At 68.9% G+C, this 17,904-nt stretch carries 16 protein-coding genes and 1 tRNA gene; 15 read left to right on the top strand and 2 right to left on the bottom strand.

The genetic code is table 11. The features are described from left to right. Window positions 1-52: 52 nt before the first annotated feature. The 6 genes from xseA to recN are packed head-to-tail and all read left to right on the top strand — an operon-like array spanning window position 53 to window position 6,789. Entirely contained in the window at window positions 53-1,210 is a 1,158-nt protein-coding gene (gene xseA, locus IPK85_18725) for an exodeoxyribonuclease VII large subunit (protein ID MBK8249408.1), read from the top strand. A gap of 11 nt (window positions 1,211-1,221) precedes the next feature. Then, on the top strand, window positions 1,222-1,443 hold the full coding sequence (gene xseB / locus IPK85_18720; GenBank protein MBK8249407.1) for an exodeoxyribonuclease VII small subunit: 222 nt from the start codon (window positions 1,222-1,224) through the stop codon (window positions 1,441-1,443). Beyond that, a complete protein-coding gene (locus IPK85_18715) occupies window positions 1,436-2,338 on the top strand; it encodes a polyprenyl synthetase family protein (GenBank protein ID MBK8249406.1) in 903 nt (300 codons plus the stop codon). Before xseB ends, IPK85_18715 begins: the two co-directional genes overlap by 8 nt. A 41-nt stretch (window positions 2,339-2,379) precedes the next feature. Continuing rightward, entirely contained in the window at window positions 2,380-4,257 is a 1,878-nt protein-coding gene (locus IPK85_18710) for a 1-deoxy-D-xylulose-5-phosphate synthase (GenBank protein MBK8249405.1), read from the top strand. Beyond that, a complete protein-coding gene (locus IPK85_18705; protein ID MBK8249404.1) occupies window positions 4,254-5,099 on the top strand; it encodes an NAD(+)/NADH kinase in 846 nt (281 codons plus the stop codon). The genes IPK85_18710 and IPK85_18705 overlap by 4 nt, the downstream gene beginning before the upstream one ends. 16 nt (window positions 5,100-5,115) lie before the next feature. Further along, window positions 5,116-6,789 carry a DNA repair protein RecN gene (gene recN, locus IPK85_18700; GenBank protein ID MBK8249403.1) on the top strand — a complete coding sequence of 558 codons (1,674 nt, stop codon included), beginning with the start codon at window positions 5,116-5,118 and terminating at the stop codon, window positions 6,787-6,789. 8 nt (window positions 6,790-6,797) lie between these two features. Here the strand turns inward: recN and IPK85_18695 are convergent, their stop codons facing one another. Next, window positions 6,798-7,190: a hypothetical protein gene (locus IPK85_18695; protein ID MBK8249402.1), complete on the bottom strand. Its 393-nt coding sequence runs from the start codon at window positions 7,188-7,190 to the stop codon at window positions 6,798-6,800. After that, a complete protein-coding gene (locus tag IPK85_18690) occupies window positions 7,187-8,869 on the bottom strand; it encodes a hypothetical protein (protein MBK8249401.1) in 1,683 nt (560 codons plus the stop codon). The genes IPK85_18695 and IPK85_18690 overlap by 4 nt, the downstream gene beginning before the upstream one ends. A 127-nt stretch (window positions 8,870-8,996) precedes the next feature. On the opposite strand from IPK85_18690, the gene IPK85_18685 reads away from it, so the two are divergent. From IPK85_18685 to IPK85_18645, 9 genes are all read left to right on the top strand, one after another. Then, the gene (locus tag IPK85_18685; protein ID MBK8249400.1) at window positions 8,997-10,772 is read left to right on the top strand and encodes a hypothetical protein; all 1,776 of its coding nucleotides are present in this window, start codon (window positions 8,997-8,999) and stop codon (window positions 10,770-10,772) included. After that, window positions 10,769-11,902, top strand: a complete 1,134-nt coding sequence (gene galK, locus IPK85_18680) for a galactokinase (protein MBK8249399.1) — start codon at window positions 10,769-10,771, stop codon at window positions 11,900-11,902. Before IPK85_18685 ends, galK begins: the two co-directional genes overlap by 4 nt. Before the next feature lie 46 nt (window positions 11,903-11,948). After that, a tRNA-Leu gene (locus IPK85_18675) sits at window positions 11,949-12,031 on the top strand. Window positions 12,032-12,059: 28 nt separating this feature from the next. After that, entirely contained in the window at window positions 12,060-13,055 is a 996-nt protein-coding gene (locus IPK85_18670; protein MBK8249398.1) for a M20/M25/M40 family metallo-hydrolase, read from the top strand. A gap of 2 nt (window positions 13,056-13,057) precedes the next feature. Next, window positions 13,058-14,125: an aspartate-semialdehyde dehydrogenase gene (asd, locus tag IPK85_18665; protein MBK8249397.1), complete on the top strand. Its 1,068-nt coding sequence runs from the start codon at window positions 13,058-13,060 to the stop codon at window positions 14,123-14,125. After that, window positions 14,122-15,477: a lysine-sensitive aspartokinase 3 gene (lysC, locus tag IPK85_18660; protein MBK8249396.1), complete on the top strand. Its 1,356-nt coding sequence runs from the start codon at window positions 14,122-14,124 to the stop codon at window positions 15,475-15,477. The genes asd and lysC overlap by 4 nt, the downstream gene beginning before the upstream one ends. Continuing rightward, window positions 15,474-16,163, top strand: coding sequence for a 4-hydroxy-tetrahydrodipicolinate reductase (locus tag IPK85_18655; GenBank protein ID MBK8249395.1), 690 nt, complete (start codon window positions 15,474-15,476; stop codon window positions 16,161-16,163). The genes lysC and IPK85_18655 overlap by 4 nt, the downstream gene beginning before the upstream one ends. Further along, complete coding sequence (locus tag IPK85_18650) at window positions 16,160-17,050, top strand: 4-hydroxy-tetrahydrodipicolinate synthase (protein MBK8249394.1); 891 nt, start codon at window positions 16,160-16,162, stop codon at window positions 17,048-17,050. The genes IPK85_18655 and IPK85_18650 overlap by 4 nt, the downstream gene beginning before the upstream one ends. Continuing rightward, a complete protein-coding gene (locus tag IPK85_18645) occupies window positions 17,050-17,904 on the top strand; it encodes a 2,3,4,5-tetrahydropyridine-2,6-dicarboxylate N-succinyltransferase (GenBank protein ID MBK8249393.1) in 855 nt (284 codons plus the stop codon). The genes IPK85_18650 and IPK85_18645 overlap by 1 nt, the downstream gene beginning before the upstream one ends.

Here is a 17,904-nt window from a genome sequence, read left to right as displayed (position 1 = left end):
TCCGCGACGGAACACGGGCGGCGCCCGGAGCCCGGTCGGACCGGGCGAGGTCGTGCCGGGTGACACGGCGGCGACGGCGTTTCCCGTCGACGACCTGGCCCGGCTCGTTCGCACGATGGTGCAGGGGAGCTTCCCGCCGTTGTGGGTGGCTGGCGAGGTGTCCCAGTTCACGCGGCACCGCAACGGGCACTGGTACTTCACGCTCAAGGGGCGCGATGCGTCGCTGCGCTGCGTGCTGTGGGCGTCCAACACGTGGCGGGTGCCCACGGCCCCTGAAGAGGGAATGCAGGTTGCGGCCTTTGGCCAGTTCGATGTGTTTATCGGGCGCACCGACCTCCAGTTCATCGTGCGCAACCTCGAGGCGGCCGGCGATGGGCTGTGGCGCAAGGCGTTCGACGAGGTCAAGGGACGGTTGGCGGCGGATGGCCTGCTCGACGAGTCCCGTCGTCGACCCCTGCCGTTCTTTCCGCGCCGCGTGGCCGTCATCACGAGCCCGGACGGCGCGGCCTTGCACGACGTGATCTCGGTCGCGCGACGCCGCAACCCGTTGGTGGAGGTGATCCTTGTGCCGGCCGTGGTGCAGGGCGAAGAAGCGCCGCGTTCGCTCCGGCTCGCCCTCGATCGCTGCTACCGGTGGGGCCAGGCCGACGTGATCATCATCGGGCGCGGGGGCGGGTCGCGGGAAGACCTGTGGGGATTCAACGACGAAAAGCTGGCGCGCAAGGTGGCCGACAGCCCAGTCCCCATCGTCTCGGCCGTCGGGCACGAAGTGGACATCACGATCTGCGACCTGGTCGCGGACTTTCGCGCACCGACGCCGTCGGCGGCCGCCGAGAAGGTGGTGCCGCTGCTGTCGGACATGCAGCGCGAGACGCGTCGCCTCGCGCAACGACTCGCCGACGCGGCGACCTGGCGCATCGAGGAAAAACGGCGACGGCTGGAGTCCATCGCCCGACGCGCCAGCTCCGCCTCGCAGGGACTTGTGTCGCGGCACCGCATGACCCTCGCGGGACTGTCCGGTCGTCTCCATGCGCTCAGCCCGCTCGCCACACTCGAGCGCGGCTACGCCGTGGTGACGCAGATGGATGGCGAGCTGGTACGGAGCAGGACGCAGGTCACCGTCGGCGACACCGTGCGGGTGCGGGTTAACGATGGGCAATTCCAGGCGCGTGTCGAGCCAGGTGCACCGCCGGACACTTTGCTGTCATAGGAGGCGATCCCATGGACGTGCGATTCGAGGACGCCATCCAACGTCTCGAGGCGATCGTGGAAGAGCTCGAACAACCGAGCATCACCCTTGATCGCTCTCTGGCGCTGTTTGGCGAAGGAATCACGCACCTTCGCTCTGCAAGTGAGGCGCTGGGCCGCGCCGAGGAGAGCGTCAAGGTGCTGGTGGCGCGGGCGGGCGGTATCCTGGAGGTGACGGAGCATTCCGGTGGCTGAATCGCAGGATCGCGCTGGAGTCGATGCACAGGATCGCGCGGCCATCGACGTGGCGCTGGAGTCCCTCGCTGCCGCTGCGCGCGACTCTTTGGCCGGAACGGTCGCGGAAGCGATTGGCTACGCGTTGGCAGGCGGCGGCAAGCGTGTGCGCGGCCTCCTGGTGCTGCACGCGTACCGGGCCTGCGGCGGTCGTGGGCAGGTTCAATCCCTGGCTGCCGCCGTCGAGGCAATCCACGCGTATTCGCTCGTACACGATGACCTGCCGTGCATGGACGACGACGACATGCGACGCGGCCGGCCCACGCTACACCGGGTCTACGGCGTGCCGGTGGCGACTGTCGTTGGGCTGGCGATGATCCCCCTGGCGGCGCGCGCGGCCTGGCGAGCGTCTCGCGCCTTGGGCAACAGCCCGACCACCGCCGCCGAAATCGTCCAGACGCTCATGCGGGCGTCCGGGGCCGAAGGAATGGTCGGAGGGCAGCTGATGGATCTCGAAGCCGAGGGCCGGGCCGTGTCACTCGCGGAGCTGGAGGAGATCCATCGCGGCAAGACCGGGTCGCTGATCGCGGCCTCGGTCGTGGTGGGGGGACTCGCGGCGGGTGCGAGCGCTGAAACCCGGCGAGCCCTGGCCGCATTTGGTGACCAGGTGGGACTCGCTTTCCAGATCGCCGACGATATCCTCGATGTGACCGCCACGACCGAGACCCTTGGCAAGACCGCAGGGCGCGACATTGCCCTCGCCAAGAGCACGTACCCCTCGCTCCTCGGCTTGGACGGCGCCCGCGCCCGGGCCGCCGCGCTGGTGGATGGCGCCTGCGACGTGTTACACGCGGCCAACCTCCGTTCGTTCGACCTCGAGCGCCTGGCACGGTTCGCGGTCAATCGCCCGTCGTAGCGCTTCCCCTTCCGCCTGAGCGTCGGCAACTTGCAATGACCATGTCGTGCCTCGACCGCATTTCCGAACCCTCGGACCTCAAGCGCTGCGCCCGTGAGGAGCTGCCGCAGGTGGCCGAGGAGGTGCGCCAGCGCATCATCGACGTTTGCTCGCGCACCGGAGGTCACATCGGCGCTGGCCTGGGTGTGGTCGAGCTGACCGTGGCGCTGCACTATGTCTTTGACACACCGACCGACCAGGTGGTGTGGGATGTCGGTCACCAGGGCTATCCGCACAAGGTCCTGACGGGGCGCAACGCGCAACTCGAGACGTTGCGGCAGGAAGGCGGCGTTTCGGGATTCCTCAAGCGCAGCGAAAGCCCCTACGATGCCTTCGGTGCCGGGCACGCAGCCACGTCGATCAGTGCCGCGCTCGGCATTGCGGCGGGGCGGGACGTGCTCGGGGACGGATACAAGGTGGTCGCCGTCATCGGCGACGGCTCGCTCACCAGCGGGCTCGCGTACGAGGCGCTCAACAACGCCGGCCACTCGGATCGGGACATCATCGTCATCCTCAACGACAATGAGATGTCCATCGCGCCTAACGTGGGCGCGATGTCGAAGTACCTGACCCAAGTGCAACGCAACCCCATCTACAACCGGGTGCGCTCAAAGATCGGTGAACTGATCGAGAAGAACCACGCCATCGAGACCCTGGTGCGGAAGTGGGAGGAGAGCGTGAAGTCCTTCCTGACGCCGGGCGTGTTGTTCGAGGAGTTGGGCTTCCGCTACTTCGGCCCGATCGATGGGCACGACCTCGGGCAGCTCGTCGACACCTTGGGGGCGGTGCGTGCGATGGGAGGCCCGCGCCTCGTGCACGTGGTCACGCAAAAGGGACGCGGTTTCCCGGCCGGGGAACATGGGGAGAAGTGGCATGCCCTCCCCCCTGGGCACGACCCGGCCACGGGCAAGCAGCTCAAGGCTTCGACCGCCAACCCGGCCTATACGGCGGTGTTCGGCCGCGGCCTGTCGGAGCTGATGGAGGAGGACGCCCGCGTGGTGACCATTACCGCCGCGATGCCCGGCGGCACGGGGACCGGGCTCGTGGCGAAGGCTCATCCCCAGCGCTTCTTCGACGTGGGCATCGCCGAGGGGCATGCGATCACCTTCGCCGCCGGGATGGCGACGCGCGGCGTGCGCCCCGTGGCGGCGATCTACTCGACGTTCCTGCAGCGGGCGTACGACAACATCATCCATGACGTCGCGATCCAGAACCTGCCAGTGACGCTGTGCATGGATCGGGCGGGGTTGGTCGGCGAGGATGGCGAGACGCACATGGGGCTCTACGACATCGCGTACCTGCTCGCCGTGCCTAACGTTGTGGTGTCCGCTCCCAAGGACGGGACCGAGATGCTCGCGCTGCTTCGCACCGGGGTCGGCCACGAGGGTCCCTTTGCGCTCCGGTACCCGCGCGACGCGGCGCCGGACATCGTGGGGCCCATGCGGGACATCGCGGCGATCCCGGTCGGGAGCTGGGAGGTGTTGAGGAAGGGGAGTGAGGTGGCGATCCTCGCGGTCGGGACGATGGTGCGCACGGCCCTCGAGGCGGCGGAGACCCTGGCCACCGAAGGGCTGCACGTGACGGTGGTGAATGCACGCTTCCTCAAGCCGTACGACGAGGCGACGCTGCAGGGGCTGCTGGTCGATCACCAGGCGCTGCTCGTGGTGGAAGAAGGGACGGTGATCAACGGCTTTGGCGCGTACATGGCGTCGGTGGTCCAGCGCATGGACCCTGCCGTGCGCGTGGTGGCGCACGGCGTGCCGGACCGGATCATCTACGCGGCCTCGCGGACACGACAGCTGGCCGCCTGCGGGTTGGACGCGGCGGGCATTGCGGACCGGGTGCGTGCGGTTCATGGCAGCGAGGCGGTCGCCGGATGAAGGTGCTCGGCGTCGTCGGCAACCGGGAGTATCCGGAGCTTGCGTCCTTCCTCGATCGCCTCCTGCGCGTGGCGCCGGCCGCGGGAGTGGCCTTGGCTTTCGAACCCACCCTGCATGAGTTGGTCCCGCAGGCGATGCGGATGGATGACCCCGAGCAGGTCGACGGCCTGGTGACGTTAGGCGGCGATGGGACCTTCCTGCGCGGCGCGCGGGTCCTGGCCGGGCGCACCGCGCCGGTGCTGGGCGTCAACCTCGGTCGGTTGGGTTTCCTCACGGCGTGCGGGGGCGATGAGGCGGAGACGGCCATTCGTCGCTTTGCCGAGGGTGACTACGTGTCCGAGTCCCGCATGATGCTTGAGGCCCAGTTGTCGCGGAGTGGGGTGGACCTCGAGAGCTGGTTTGCCCTGAACGACGTCGTGCTGCACCAGGGCGGCAAGGCCCGCGTCATCCGCCTGGTGATCGATGCCAATGGGGAGCGCATCGCGTCGTACGCGGCCGACGGATTGATTGTGGCGACGCCGACGGGTTCCAGCGCGTACTCGCTGTCCTCCGGTGGGCCCATCGTCTCTCCCGAGTTGGACTCGATCATCCTGACGCCCATTTCCCCGCATACCCTCAGTGTGCGCCCGCTGCTGCTGGCCCCCGGGGCGACGGTGAGCCTGCGTGTCGCGGATGATGAGAGCGAGCAACTCCTCACGGTGGATGGACAGGAAAGCGCTGAGTTCGTGCACGGCGATGTCCTGTCCGTTCGCCGGGCGGAGCGGCGCGTGGAGTTGGTGCGCTTTCCCGAGACCACCTTCTTCGCCCGCATGCGCCACAAGCTCGGGTGGGGCGGGGCCTGAGCCGCGGCGAGCCGACGTGCTGACGGAACTCTCGATTCGCAACCTGGCCATCGTCGACAGCGTGACCCTCGCGCTGTCCCCTGGGTTCAATGTGCTGACCGGCGAGACCGGGGCGGGCAAGTCGATCATCGTCGAGGCACTCGGCTTGTTGTCTGGTGGCCGTGCCAGCGCGGACGACGTGCGCACCGGGTGCGACCGACTGAGCGTTGCGGCGAGTTTCGCCGGTGCGGCGGTCGATGCCCTCGCACCCATGCTCGACGCGCAGGGGATTGCGCTGGACGAAGGGCGCGTGGTCTTGCGCCGCGAGGTCTCTGCCGCGGGACGTAGCCGCGCCTGGGTGAACGACGTGTCGGTGACGACGACCTCGCTCGCCCAGGTTGGCGCGCAGCTCATCAACATCCACGGCCAGCACGACGCTCGGGGGTTGCTGGATCCCGAGGTCCAGCGCGAGATCGTTGACCGGTTTGCGGGCGCCCTTCCGCTCCGGGACCGGGTGGCCGCGGCCTTCGATGCGCTGGTGGCCGTCCGGACGCAGATCGAGCGACTGACGCGCCGTCGCAGCGAGGCGATCAAGCGCGCGGACTACCTGCGGCACGTGGTCCAGGAAATCGCCGATGCGCGCTTGGTTGCCGGTGAGGAGGCACGCCTGGCGGAAGAAGCGCGGCGCCTGGCGCACGTCGAGGAGCTGCGACTGCACGTGGGGCAGGCACTGGCCACCCTCGATGGCGACGAGGGGAGTACCGTGGATTCGTTAGGCCAGGCGCGCCGGGTGCTCGCCGCGGCGGCCCGACTGGATCCATCGCTCGAAGCCCTCGTCGGTCAGCTGGAGGGGGTCATGGACCAGCTGAAAGACGCCGCCCGCGACCTCACGCACTACGAGGGGGCGCTCGAGGCCGACCCCGGGCGCCTCGCGGAGGTGGAGCGTCGGCGCGACCTGGTGGATCGCCTGGTGCGGAAACATGGTGGCACCATCGAGGAAGTGTTGGCGGCCCTGGCCACGGCCCAGGGCGAACTGGACCTGCTCGATACCGCGGCCACCGACCTTGGGGCGCTGGCGCAGCGCGTGGCCGGCTGCGAGCGAGATCTCGCCGCGGCGACGACCGCGTTGCGGGCGGCGCGCGCGGAAGCTGCCGGTCGTTTGTCTGAGCAGGTGACGCGGGTGTTCCCGGACCTCGGGCTCGTGGACGGCCGTTTTGCCGTGGCCCTCACCCCGCTCGCGGAACCGACACGGCAGGGAGGGGAAGATGTCTCGTTCGTCACCTCGTTGAACCTGGGGCACGACCCGCGCCCCCTCGCCCGTGTGGCCTCGGGTGGGGAACTCTCCCGCGTGATGCTGGCCCTGACGACCGTGCTGACCCGGACGCACCGGGTGCCCACCCTGGTGTTCGATGAGGTCGATGCCGGGGTGGGGGGGCGCGTGGCGACACAGCTGGGACTCCTGCTGCAGCGCGTGGCGGGGGATCACCAGGTGCTGGTCATCACGCACCTCGCCCAGGTGGCCGCCCGGGCGCATGCGCATGTGGTGGTGACCAAGTCGGCCGATGCCGGCGTCACCACCGCGGACCTCCAGCGTGTCGAGGGACGTGACCGGATCCGCGAGGTTGCGCGCATGCTCGGTGGGGCGGAGAGCACCGCAGGCCTGCGGCACGCGCGGGAGCTCCTGACGACGTCCGACGGCCCGGCTCGTTGACAGCGCGGTCAGCTCGGCGGCTGTACCGTCACGCTCAGTTGCGAGGTCACCGACAAGGTCCCGCTCTCGGCCTTGATCGTCACGAGTGACGTCCCGGCCGGGGCCGTGGCCGTTGCCAGCAGCTCAAGGGTGGCGGTGCGGTCGCTCAGCGCCATGTTCGACGGCGTCAGGGTCGCGCGCACGCCCGTGGGTAACCCGGTGAGGGAAAGCTGCACGGCCTGGGTGGCGGTGGTGTTCCGGCTCAACACGACCTGCACTATGGGTGAGGTCGTGCCCGCGCGAAAGGTCACCGATTGCGGGGCGACGGCAACGGCAATCGCCGGTGCCTCGGGCGGGGGGGCATCGAGGGTCGCGCTGCACGCGGCCAGCACGAGGACGCACACGACCGAACGCCTGTTCATCGCCGACCCTCCAGCAGTTGGTTGTAGACCCGAACCGTCAACGCCGTGACGGACTGCTTCATTAGTCCGCCGGAGCCGGCCAACGAGCGTCCGACGGTCAGGCTGACTTCCATCGGCGTGCGAGCCTTCTGTTGAAAGTACTGCGCCATCGTGGAGTACGTGACGGACACGAGGGCGCGCTGCAACACCTGGTCGCTGCCGGTCTCGAGCAGGGAGAGGTCGGTGCCGGCACTCCCGGTGTAGCGGTCCGACCCCTTGCGGTAGAGCTGCCAGGTGGCGCTGAGGCCGAGGTTGTCGGAGACGACGTAGCGCGGCGAGACCTCCACTGCGACGGCGTCGCCGAGGTCTCGCTGGAGCACGGCGATGCGCGACGCGCCGGGAAACGGGTCGTCAACCGACTCGGGGACGCGTTGTCGGAGCTCGTCGGCCTGCTGCACCGTGTACCGCGCGGACACGCTCGCCCATGCCCGTCGGCCAAACAGGAGGTCGGCCATGACGCGACCCTCGAGGTCACGCTGTCCGTCCCCCGTGCCCACGTCGGCAAAATGGTGAATCGAATCACGCGTAGCGGTCCCGAATCGCATCACGCCTTCGATCGCGAGTCGCAGTCGGACCCCGGTGGGCCTGGCCAACTGGGGGACACCCCCGATGCCGTCGAACACGAGGAAACGTCCCCCAACCTCGACGTCGCCGAGGCGGTTCATTCCCACCGAAATGAGCGAGTCGGCACCGATCCCATACGCGGTGTCCGTCAGGACACGTTGGAGATTCCCCCAGCTGAACTGTGTCGCCCCCACCGGACGGGCCGTGATCCACCCGGTCCCACCCGTCGGGGCACCAAGGAAGGTGGCGAAGTCAGCGGAGAGGGCCCCCAGCCGCGAGGCGATCGAACGCTGGAGTATTGAGCTGTCCGCGGGGGCAAACCGACTCCCCGGTTTCGCCGCCGACGTGCCGTACACCGCCTCGACGCCCGTTGCCGCCGCCGCCGCGGACTGCACCAGCGCTTGTGCGCGTGCACGATCGGCGTTCACCGCCGTGCATTCCGGCGCCGTGCTGCCGGAGCACGATTGGAGTAGCTGGCCGAGCGCCTGCGCCGCAGCCTGCAGTTGCGACACGACGGTTTGGTTGGTGCCGTAGCCGCGAGGATTGAGCCCCACGGTGGATCCGTCGCGGCTCTTGTTGGGTTGGACGGATACCTCCGTCCAGGTTTTCACGAGCGGAAACATGGCGCCGACGGTTAGCCGACGCGTCACCCCGTACTCCACGTGGATCGGTGTACGCGCGACCGACACGTCAAAGCGGCTCTCGAGGGCGCCGAGCGTCACGGGGAGCCCGTTCGTTCCCCCAACGATGCTACGCACCCCAGCGCTCACCGCCGCCAGCGCCGGCACCTGGCTGGGCCCAAGGGAGTCTACGTTGAAGTCCGCGGCGAACGGTTCGAGCTCACCCTTCGGGACGCGTCCGCGTCCCGCGGAGTAGCGCTCATGGCCGCGCGCCCACTCGGGGCCGGTCGTGACGCGAAGCATCCCCCGCGGGACAACGGTGGCATCGGTGGTGGGCCCCAGGACGCGCTGCGCGTGCAGGGCAGTCGGCAGGGACAGCACGGCCGCGGCGGCGGTGGCCCGGCGAATCAGGCCCCGGACGGCGAAGGAGCGTAGTACTGGGAATGGGAAGCTCATGCGGGCGCGAAAGATACACCTTGGGGGACGAGGGATCGTACGACCCCGGGTAATCGCCGTCGGTTCCGGCGCGCCACAGCCCAGAGACACGCTAACTTGCGCTCTTCCTTCAGCCCGCCCCCCGTACGTGCAGCCGATTCCCGTCCCGTCCGTTCCCTGGCAGATCACCGGCAATCACTGGATTGCCCTCCCGTGCATCCATCCCACGGACGGGTCCCTCCACGCCATCGGGGTGATCCACCGCGCGGCGCGGGCCGCGGTTGAGTTCGCTGGGGGGGAGGAGTTCAGCGAGGGGAATGCGCCCGCACTTGCCAAGCCATTCCTTGCGATTGACGGCGTCCCCGTGGCGTGGGCGGCCGAAGGTCTCGTCTGGGAGCGTGCCTACGGTTGGCTCCCGACCTTCACCGCCACGATCGGTGATGTGATCGTGCGGGCGACCGTGTTCGCCCCCTACGGTCGCGACGCAGATACGGCCGGTGCCGTGTATGCCCTGGCTTTCGAGAATCGCTCCGCCACCGCCAAGCGACTGACGGTTGGGCTGGACGGGACCCTCGGGCACCGTCAGCTGCGCGTGCGGGTCCCGCGACCGTTCCTCGATGCGCACGCCGTGCGCCGCGGCACCACGGACGCTGTCGTTCTCTCCGGCAGTGCTGTTCCGGGGCTGGCGTCCCTGGCGATCGGGGCCGATGGGACCTCAACCATCGACGTCACCGACGGGTCCTACGTGATCCGCCGCGAGGTTCGCCTGCCCCCACGGGGCCACGCCGACACGGCCTTCTTTCTCGCCGTGGGACCCGAAGGAGATGGGGCAGAAGCCACCGTCGCCGTGATGCGACGCCGCGGCTGGCGCTACCTCCTCACCGCAACACGAGACGCCCTGCGTTCCCTTGAACAAACGACGGGAAACGAGACGCTGGACGCCCTGATCAACCGCAACCTGCTCTTTGCCTATTTCTATGGCGTGGGCCGGGCGCTGGACGACGCCCATTTCTACCTCATGCGGACGCGGGTCCCGTGGCACTCGCGCGGCGTCACGGTGCGCGAGTGGGAAGCCCTCATGTGGACCCTCCCGGCGATCCAACTCGCCGATGCGCCTCTCGCCCGCGAGTTGCTGCTCCGCGCCTGCGAATTGCACGGCTACTCCCCCGGTCAGGGGGTGCGCTATCTGGACGGCACCTTGTTCGAACCAGGGTTCTCGCTGGAGGGCGCCGGTGCCTACGCCATCGCCATCGAGCGCTACATCCGCGAGACCAGTGACGAACAGGTCGTCGAGGAGCCGGTGATTGCCGACACGTTGTACGGCGCTTTTGACGACATGCGCGCCCGACGACGTGAAGACGTGGCCCTGTTCTCGACCGAGGTGTCACCGGCGGGTCATCCCACCCCGTTCGCCTATACCCTGCATGGCAACGCCGTGGCAGCGATGGCGATGGACGTCTTCCGTCGCACCCTGGACGAGGAGACGGCGACGCAGGTCGACGACCCGGATGCTGTGCGGGCGGCCTGTGCCGAGCACTTCACCCGGGAACGCAACGGAAAGTCGATCCTGATGTCTGCCGTGAACCTGGCCGGCGAGGCCGTTGCCGATGACGACCCGTCGGCTTCCGTGGTCTGGCTGCCGATGTACGATGCGGCGGACCGGTCGGACCCTGTGTACCGCCGCACGGTGCGATCGCTCGAGCTGGAGCCCAGTGTCCTGGTGCGCCAGGTGGCGCACTTGCTGGGCCCGGAGGCAAATGAGGTCCTGGCCTGGTTTCGCCGCGCGCCGCTGCACAGCGGCCTCGCGACCGAGTTTGTCGATGCGGACGGCCGTGGAGTGGAGAATGGCGGGGACGCATCACTCGCCGGCTTGCTCGCCTACATGCTCTGGCTGTCCGTGCACGTGCTCGGCGTTCGTCCGTGAGCGCAGGCGCTGCGGCTGAGCTGTTTCGCAGCGCCTACGGTCGTGCCCCCGATGTCATCGCATCCGCCCCGGGGCGGGTGAACCTCATCGGGGAGCACACGGACTACAACGGCGGCGAGGTGCTCCCGATGGCTATCGATCGGCGCACCTCGGTGGCAATTGGGCGCGGCCCCGGTGATCGCTGCCGTGCCATCTCTCGCGAGCTGCGAGGCACCGGGACCTTCGCGCTGGCAGACACCCAACCGGCCGGTGCATGGTGGGATTATGTCCACGGCGCCCTGCGTGAAGTGCGCGCACTGACGGGGGAAGGCGGCGCGTGGGCCGTCGCGGTCGCCAGCGAGGTGCCAGCAGGGGCAGGACTCAGCTCCTCGGCCGCGCTTGAAGTCGCGACCGTTCTCGCGGCCGCGTACCTCACCGATCGGGCGTCGGTACGGGACCTTTCCATGGTTGCGCAACGTGCTCACCGGGCCGAGCGCGAGTTTGTGGGGGTGCCGTGCGGCATCATGGACCAGTCGGCAAGCGCGTGCGCGAGCGCGGGTCATGCCCTGCGTATCTGGTGCGATTCCGGTCGCCTGCAGCACGTGCCCTTTGATCGCGAGGTGCTCGTGATCGACACGGCGGTGCCCCGGACGCTTCGGGGCTCCGCGTTCGCTGAGCGGCAGTCGACGTGCCGCCGCGCCCTTGCCATCCTCCAGGAGCACGATCCCGGCCTCGATGTCCTGGCCCATGCCTCCGTGGCCTCCATCGAATCACTCCTCGATGGGGAGGTGCGACGACGGGCCCGCCACGTGGTGCGAGAATCGGCGCGGGTGGGCGCCGTGGTCGAGGCGTTGGCCAAGGGCGAGTCGTTAGGTCCGTGGCTCGCGGCATCGCAAGCCTCGCTGCGCGACGACTACGAGTGCTCGTCCCCCGAGCTGGACTGGGTGGTCGCCCTCGCCGTGGCGACGCCGGGCGTCGAAGGGGCACGCTTGACGGGTGCGGGGTGGGGGGGATGCGTCATCGCTGTCGGGGAGGCGGATGCGCTCGAGGTTCTTGGCGCACGCGTGATGAGCGACTTTCCGATGCGCTGGGGGCATCAGCCCCGTATCTGGCGGACGCGCGCGAGTCACGGCGCGACCATCGAGCACTAGCCGGATAGCCGGCGACGCAGGTCCGCGCGCTATTATTCGCGGTCACGCGAGGGTGGCGAAATGGTAGACGCGGGGGACTTAAAATCCCCTTCCCGCAAGGGAGTGCGGGTTCGAATCCCGCCCTTCGCATCACGTGCTTTCACCGATCACCGTTCGCATGACTGACGTTGTCTCCCTCGCCGCAGAGTTGCTGGCCATCGAGTCTCCCACCGGCGGGGAGGGGCGGGCCGTCGACTTTGTCTCGCGATGGCTCATCTCGCGCGGGTGGAACGTGACCGTGCAGGAAGTCTCGCCGGGACGTGGCAACGTCTGGGCCTCACGGGCCGGCGGTGGCGTGACGCTGTCCACGCACCTCGATACGGTGCCGCCATACGTGCCGCCGCGCCTCGATGGTGATGTGTTGTACGGTCGCGGGAGCTGCGACGCCAAGGGGATTGCTGCGGCCATGCTCTGCGCGGCGGATGCGATGGCGGCACGCGGCGAGGACCGTGTGGACCTGTTGTTGGTCGTCGGGGAAGAGAAGGGCTCCGACGGCGCGCGGATGGCGAACCGGCTGCCGGCCACGAGCCGTTGGCTGGTCAATGGCGAGCCCACCGAGTCGCGACTCGCCATCGGCTGCAAGGGATCGCAGCGCGTCACCCTGCGAATCCGCGGCCGCGAGGCGCACTCGGCGTATCCACACCTGGGCGCGTCGGCCATCGAGCCCATGCTCGCGCTCCTGCCGACCTTGCGTGATGTGGGCTGGCCGACCGACGAGCGGCTGGGAGAGACGACGGTGAACATCGGCACCATCCGTGGTGGCACCGAGGCCAACATCATCCCCGGGGAGTGCGAGAGCGAGCTGATGTTTCGTCTCGTTGGGGATGTCGGGGTGGTGAAGGCGCGCCTCGAGTCGTGGGTCGCGGGACGCGCGGAGATTTCCTACGGTTCGTACATCCCGGCGCAGTTCTTCCATACGATCGACGGGTTCGAGACGACGCCGGTCGCCTATACCTCGGACATCCCGTTGCTCGATCGCTGGGGGACGCCGCTCCTCTTCGGGCCCGGGTCGATTCACGTGGCACACACCCCGGATGAACACGTGTCCGTCGCCGAGTTGCGGTCGGCCGTCGACGCCTACCAGCGCCTGGTCTCCGCCCTGCTCCCCGCCTGACGATGCCCGTACCAACCTCACCGATCCCCGTGGCCGTGCTCGGCGCAACGGGCGCCGTCGGGCAGACTTTTGTCCGATTGCTCGAAGGGCATCCCTGGTTTCGCGTCGCCGAGGTTGCGGCGTCGGAGCGTTCCGCCGGGCAGCGATACGACGCGGCGACGCGCTGGATCGAGGGAATGATGCCGGCCTCGGTCGCCGACCTCACCGTCGTCGCGTGTCGCCCCGAGGCGGTGCGATCGCCCATCGTCTTCTCCGCCCTGGACAGTGGGGTGGCTGGTGAGATCGAGGCGGCCTTTGCCGGCGCTGGTCGCCTGGTGCTCAGCAACGCAAAGAACTACCGGATGGACCCGGACGTCCCGCTCGTTATCCCCGAGGTGAACGCCGACCACCTCGGTCTTCTCGACGCGCAGCGTGTCCAGAGGGGCTGGGCCGGTGGAATCGTCACCAATGCCAATTGCGCCGCCACCGTCGCCGCGATGGCCCTGGCCCCCGTCCACGCCGCGTTTGGCGTCGAGCGTGTCTTCGTGACGACGATGCAAGCTGTCTCTGGAGCCGGGTACCCGGGGGTGCCCTCACTGGACATCATGGGGAACGTGATTCCCTACATCGGGGATGAAGAGTCAAAGATCGAGCGCGAGATGAACAAGATGCTCGGGCGGTTCGAGGCGGGGCGCATCGCGGACGCTCCCTTCACGGTGAGTGCCCACGCGAACCGTGTGCCCACGATGAATGGGCACATGGCGTGCCTCTCTGTTTCGTTTGCGCGACCGGTCACGACAGAGGATGTACACGCGGCGCTCTTGGGATGGCAGGGACATGCGATTTGCCGCGGCCTGCCCTCGGCGCCATCCGTGCCGCTCCGCGTGATGGCCGAGCGGGACCGGCCCCAAACGCGCCGCGACGTCGAGGCGGGGCGCGGGATGACAGTGAGCGTCGGCCGGATCCGTCCGGACCCGCTGTTCCACGTGAAGTTCGTTGTGCTCGGGCACAACACCATCCGTGGTGCGGCGGGCGGCTCGATCCTCAACGCGGAAGTGCTCGTGGCGCAGGGCGCCGTGCCGCTCGCATGATCGTCGTCAAGTTTGGTGGCACCTCCGTTGGCGACGCCGACGCGATCGACCGCGCGGCGGCCATCGTCCGGGAGCGGCTGCCGCGCCAACCGTTGGTGGTCGTCTCCGCGCTTGGTGGCGCGACCAATGCGCTGATCGCCATCACCCAGCAGGCGTCCGAAGGCCAACTCATCTCGGCGATTCGCGGGGTGGAGGCGCTGCGCGACCGTCACCTTGAGGCCGCCGAGCGATTGCTGTCGCCCGGTCCCGGGCTGCACGAGGTCCAGGCCGAGCTTGGCGCCACGTTCGATGAGCTGGCCCATCTCGCCGAGGCGTTGTCCACCCTGGGGCATGCCACGCCGCGCGCGCGCGATGCAATCGCCGCCAAGGGGGAGCTGCTGTCGAGCGTGTTGGTGGTCGCCGCGTTTCGGGAGCGTGGTGTCCCGGCGACCTGGGTGGACGCGACCACGGTCATGATCACGACTGACCTGTTCGAGAAGGCCGAGCCTCGTCCCGATCGCATTGCCGAAGCGTCGCAGCGTGTGCTGCGGCCGTTGCTGGCCCAGGGACAGGTGCCCGTCGTGGGCGGGTACGTCGGCGCGACTGATCATGGGATCACCACCACCCTGGGACGCGGGGGCTCGGACTACAGCGCCTCGTTGTTCGGGGCCGCGTTAGGCGCGGAGGCCATCGAAATCTGGACCGATGTCGACGGGATGCTGACCGCGGACCCGCGCGTGGTGCCGTCCGCGCGACTCATCGATCGCATCCGGTTTGACGAGGCCAGTGAGTTGGCGTCGTTCGGGGCGAAGGTGCTGCACCCGAGTACCATTTCGCCGGCCGTGCGGCTGGGGATCCCGGTCTGGATCTTCAACTCGCGAAAGCCGCAGGGGACGGGGACACTTATCACCTTCGAGGCCCCGCGTCGGCCGGTGAGCGCGATCGCGGGCAAGACGGGGGTGACCATCGTCAAGGTGCGCAGCCCGCGCATGCTCCTGCAGCACGGATTCTTGCGGACCATATTTGACATCTTCGATCGCCACCGGACCTCGGTGGACGTGGTGGCTACGTCAGAGATCTCCGTGAGCGCCACCATCGACGACGCCACGCATCTCGATTCACTCGTGGTCGAGTTGTCGGCGCTCGGCGACGTCTCCGTCGAACGCAACCGGGGGATTGTCGCCCTCGTCGGCGCCGGGATGGGCGAGTCGAGCCAGGCGATGGCGGCCGCGCTTGGGGCGCTGCGCGACCTGCGGGTGCACATGCTGTCGCTGTCGGCGAGCGCCATCAACCTCACGATGATCGTCGATGGGGACCAGGTGGGGACGGCGATGGGTCGGCTCCATGACGCCTTCTTTCCGGCGACCCCGTGAAGCTGTTGATCGTTGGGGCAGGCCGGATGGGGCGGGCGATCGAGACCCTGGCTCGCGAGCGCGGGGACGAGGTGGTGGACGTGCTCCGGGCATCGGACAACACGGACGCTGCCGGGATCGCGACCTTCGCCGACCGGGTGGATGTCGCGATCGAGGTGTCGGTGCCCACGGCGGCGTCGGCGAACGTGCTGGCGTGCCTCCGCAACGGGATCCCGGTCGTGTGCGGGACCACGGGGTGGCAGGCGCAGCAACCCGCCGCGATCGAGGAATCGCACGCGTGTGCCGGCGCCCTCCTGCTCGCCTCGAACTTCTCGATTGGCGTGGCGCTGCTCACCGAACTGGCCGCCCGGGCCGGTGCCTTGTTCGCGGGGCATCCGCAGTACGACGCGGCCATCGTGGAAACCCACCATCGCGCCAAGCTCGACGCCCCGTCCGGCACCGCTGTGACCATTCGCGACGCCGCCGCCAGGACTCTTGGGCGCGACATCCCCGTCATGAGTGTGCGGGTGGGGAGTGTGCCGGGGGAGCACACCCTCCTCTTCGATGGACCCTTCGAGCAGATTGCCCTGACACACGAGGCGCGGGACCGACGGGTCTTCGCCGACGGCGCGTTGCATGCGGCCCACTGGCTCCACGGCAGGCAAGGAGTGTTCACGATGCGTGATGTGCTGGGGTTGCCCCGATGACCGTGCGACCGCTGACCGGATGCGGGACCGCGCTGGTCACGCCGTTTTCGGCCGATGGGGCCGTGGATGAAGCGGCGCTGCGCGCCTTTGTCGAGTGGCAGGTGCGGGAGGGGGTGCACTTCGTCGTCCCCTGCGGCTCCACCGGTGAAGCGGCGACGCTCACCACGGCCGAACACGAGCGCGTCATTGCGATCACGGTGGAGCAGGTGGCCGGACGGATCCCGGTCGTGGCCGGCGCGGGGGCAAACGACACGGCCCGCGCGATTGCCCTCACGCGCGCGGCGCAGCGACACGGCGCGACGCATGCGCTGCATGTCTCGCCGATGTACAACAAGCCCCCGCAGCGGGGGATCGAGGCGCACTTCCGGGCGATCACGGACGCGGTCGACCTGCCGGTGATCGTGTATAACGTCCCCGGGCGCACGGGGAGCAACATCGAAACCCGGACCGCACTGCGTCTCGCCGAGCTGCCGCACATCGTCGGCATCAAGGAAGCGTCCGGGAACATCGGGCAGATCGGCGACATCCTGCGGGACCGGCCACCGCATTTCGTGGTGCTGTCCGGTGATGATGCCCTCACGCTGCCCGTCATGGCGTTAGGCGGCGAGGGGGTCATCTCGGTCACGAGTAATGCCACCCCGCGAGCGATGGCCGAGCTGGTGGACGCGTGCGCGTCGGGCGACCTGGCCGCCGCACGAGTAATCCACCGCCGCCTGCTCCCCTGGATGCATGCCGCGTTTGTGGAGTCAAACCCGATCCCGGTAAAGGCCGCCGTGTCGTTCCTCGGCCACATCACGAACCACGTCCGTCTTCCGTTGGTGCCGCTCGCCGCGTCTCATGAGGCGACTGTGCGCGAGGCCCTGCGAGCGGCGGGCGCGCTCGCCTGATGGGGGGTGACCGGGTGGCGGCGCTCGCCGCACAGATCGCCGAGTTGGCAGCCTACCCGCCCGGGGTGGCGCTCCCGCCTGACGCGGAAATCGTCGTCGCCCAGCTGATCGACGGCCTGGAGCATGGGGAGCTGCGGTCGGCCGAGCAGGACCATGCGGGGACCTGGCGCGCGGTGCCGTGGGTGAAGCAGGGGATCCTGCTCGCCTTCCGCGTGGGGCGCATCATCCGCATGGACGACGAAGGGATGTTCCCCTTCTTTGACAAGCACACGATCCCCCTGCGTCGGTTCACCCTGTCGGATGCGGTTCGCGTGGTGCCGGGTGGCTCGTCGGTGCGGGCCGGGGCGTATCTCGCCCCGGGCGTGGTTTGCATGCCGCCGATGTTCGTGAACGTTGGGGCGTGGGTCGGGCCGGGGACGATGATCGACTCGCACGCTCTGGTGGGATCGTGCGCGCAAGTCGGGGCGCGCGTCCACCTGAGTGCTGCCGCGCAGATCGGTGGCGTCCTCGAACCCGTGAATGCGGCCCCGGTGGTGATCGAGGACGAAGTGGTGGTTGGCGGGAACTGCGGGGTCTATGAAGGGACGGTTGTACGGGCACGGGCCGTCCTTGCGGCCGGGGTCGTCCTCACCCGGGGAACGCCGGTCTACGACCTGGTGCAGGAGCGGGTCTACCGCGGGAGTGCGGACGCCCCCCTCGAGATCCCGGCTGGGGCGGTCGTGGTCCCCGGGGCGCGCCGGGTGCGGGGGGCCTGGGGCGAGGCGGAGGGACTGTCCCTGCAAACTCCGGTGATCGTGAAGTACCGGGACGAAAAGACCGATCTTGCGACCGCACTGGAAGGGTGGCTGCGTTAG

The sequence above is a fragment of the Gemmatimonadota bacterium genome (assembly GCA_016712265.1).
Classification (GTDB): Bacteria; Gemmatimonadota; Gemmatimonadetes; order Gemmatimonadales; family Gemmatimonadaceae; genus RBC101.
Note: the sequence above shows the minus strand (reverse complement) of the source record. Positions and strands in the feature narration are given on the sequence as shown.

Bases quoted from the DNA above. Each gene is read 5' to 3' on its own strand.
- asd (MBK8249397.1), top strand. From the start codon at position 13,058: ATGCCCGTACCAACCTCACCGATCCCCGTGGCCGTGCTCGGCGCAACG.
- IPK85_18705 (MBK8249404.1), top strand. From the start codon at position 4,254: ATGAAGGTGCTCGGCGTCGTCGGCAACCGGGAGTATCCGGAGCTTGCG.
- lysC (MBK8249396.1), top strand. From the start codon at position 14,122: ATGATCGTCGTCAAGTTTGGTGGCACCTCCGTTGGCGACGCCGACGCG.
- IPK85_18695 (MBK8249402.1), bottom strand. From the start codon at position 7,190: ATGAACAGGCGTTCGGTCGTGTGCGTCCTCGTGCTGGCCGCGTGCAGC.
- xseB (MBK8249407.1), top strand. From the start codon at position 1,222: ATGGACGTGCGATTCGAGGACGCCATCCAACGTCTCGAGGCGATCGTG.
- IPK85_18710 (MBK8249405.1), top strand. From the start codon at position 2,380: ATGTCGTGCCTCGACCGCATTTCCGAACCCTCGGACCTCAAGCGCTGC.
- IPK85_18690 (MBK8249401.1), bottom strand. From the start codon at position 8,869: ATGAGCTTCCCATTCCCAGTACTACGCTCCTTCGCCGTCCGGGGCCTG.
- IPK85_18670 (MBK8249398.1), top strand. From the start codon at position 12,060: ATGACTGACGTTGTCTCCCTCGCCGCAGAGTTGCTGGCCATCGAGTCT.
- IPK85_18650 (MBK8249394.1), top strand. From the start codon at position 16,160: ATGACCGTGCGACCGCTGACCGGATGCGGGACCGCGCTGGTCACGCCG.
- IPK85_18645 (MBK8249393.1), top strand. From the start codon at position 17,050: ATGGGGGGTGACCGGGTGGCGGCGCTCGCCGCACAGATCGCCGAGTTG.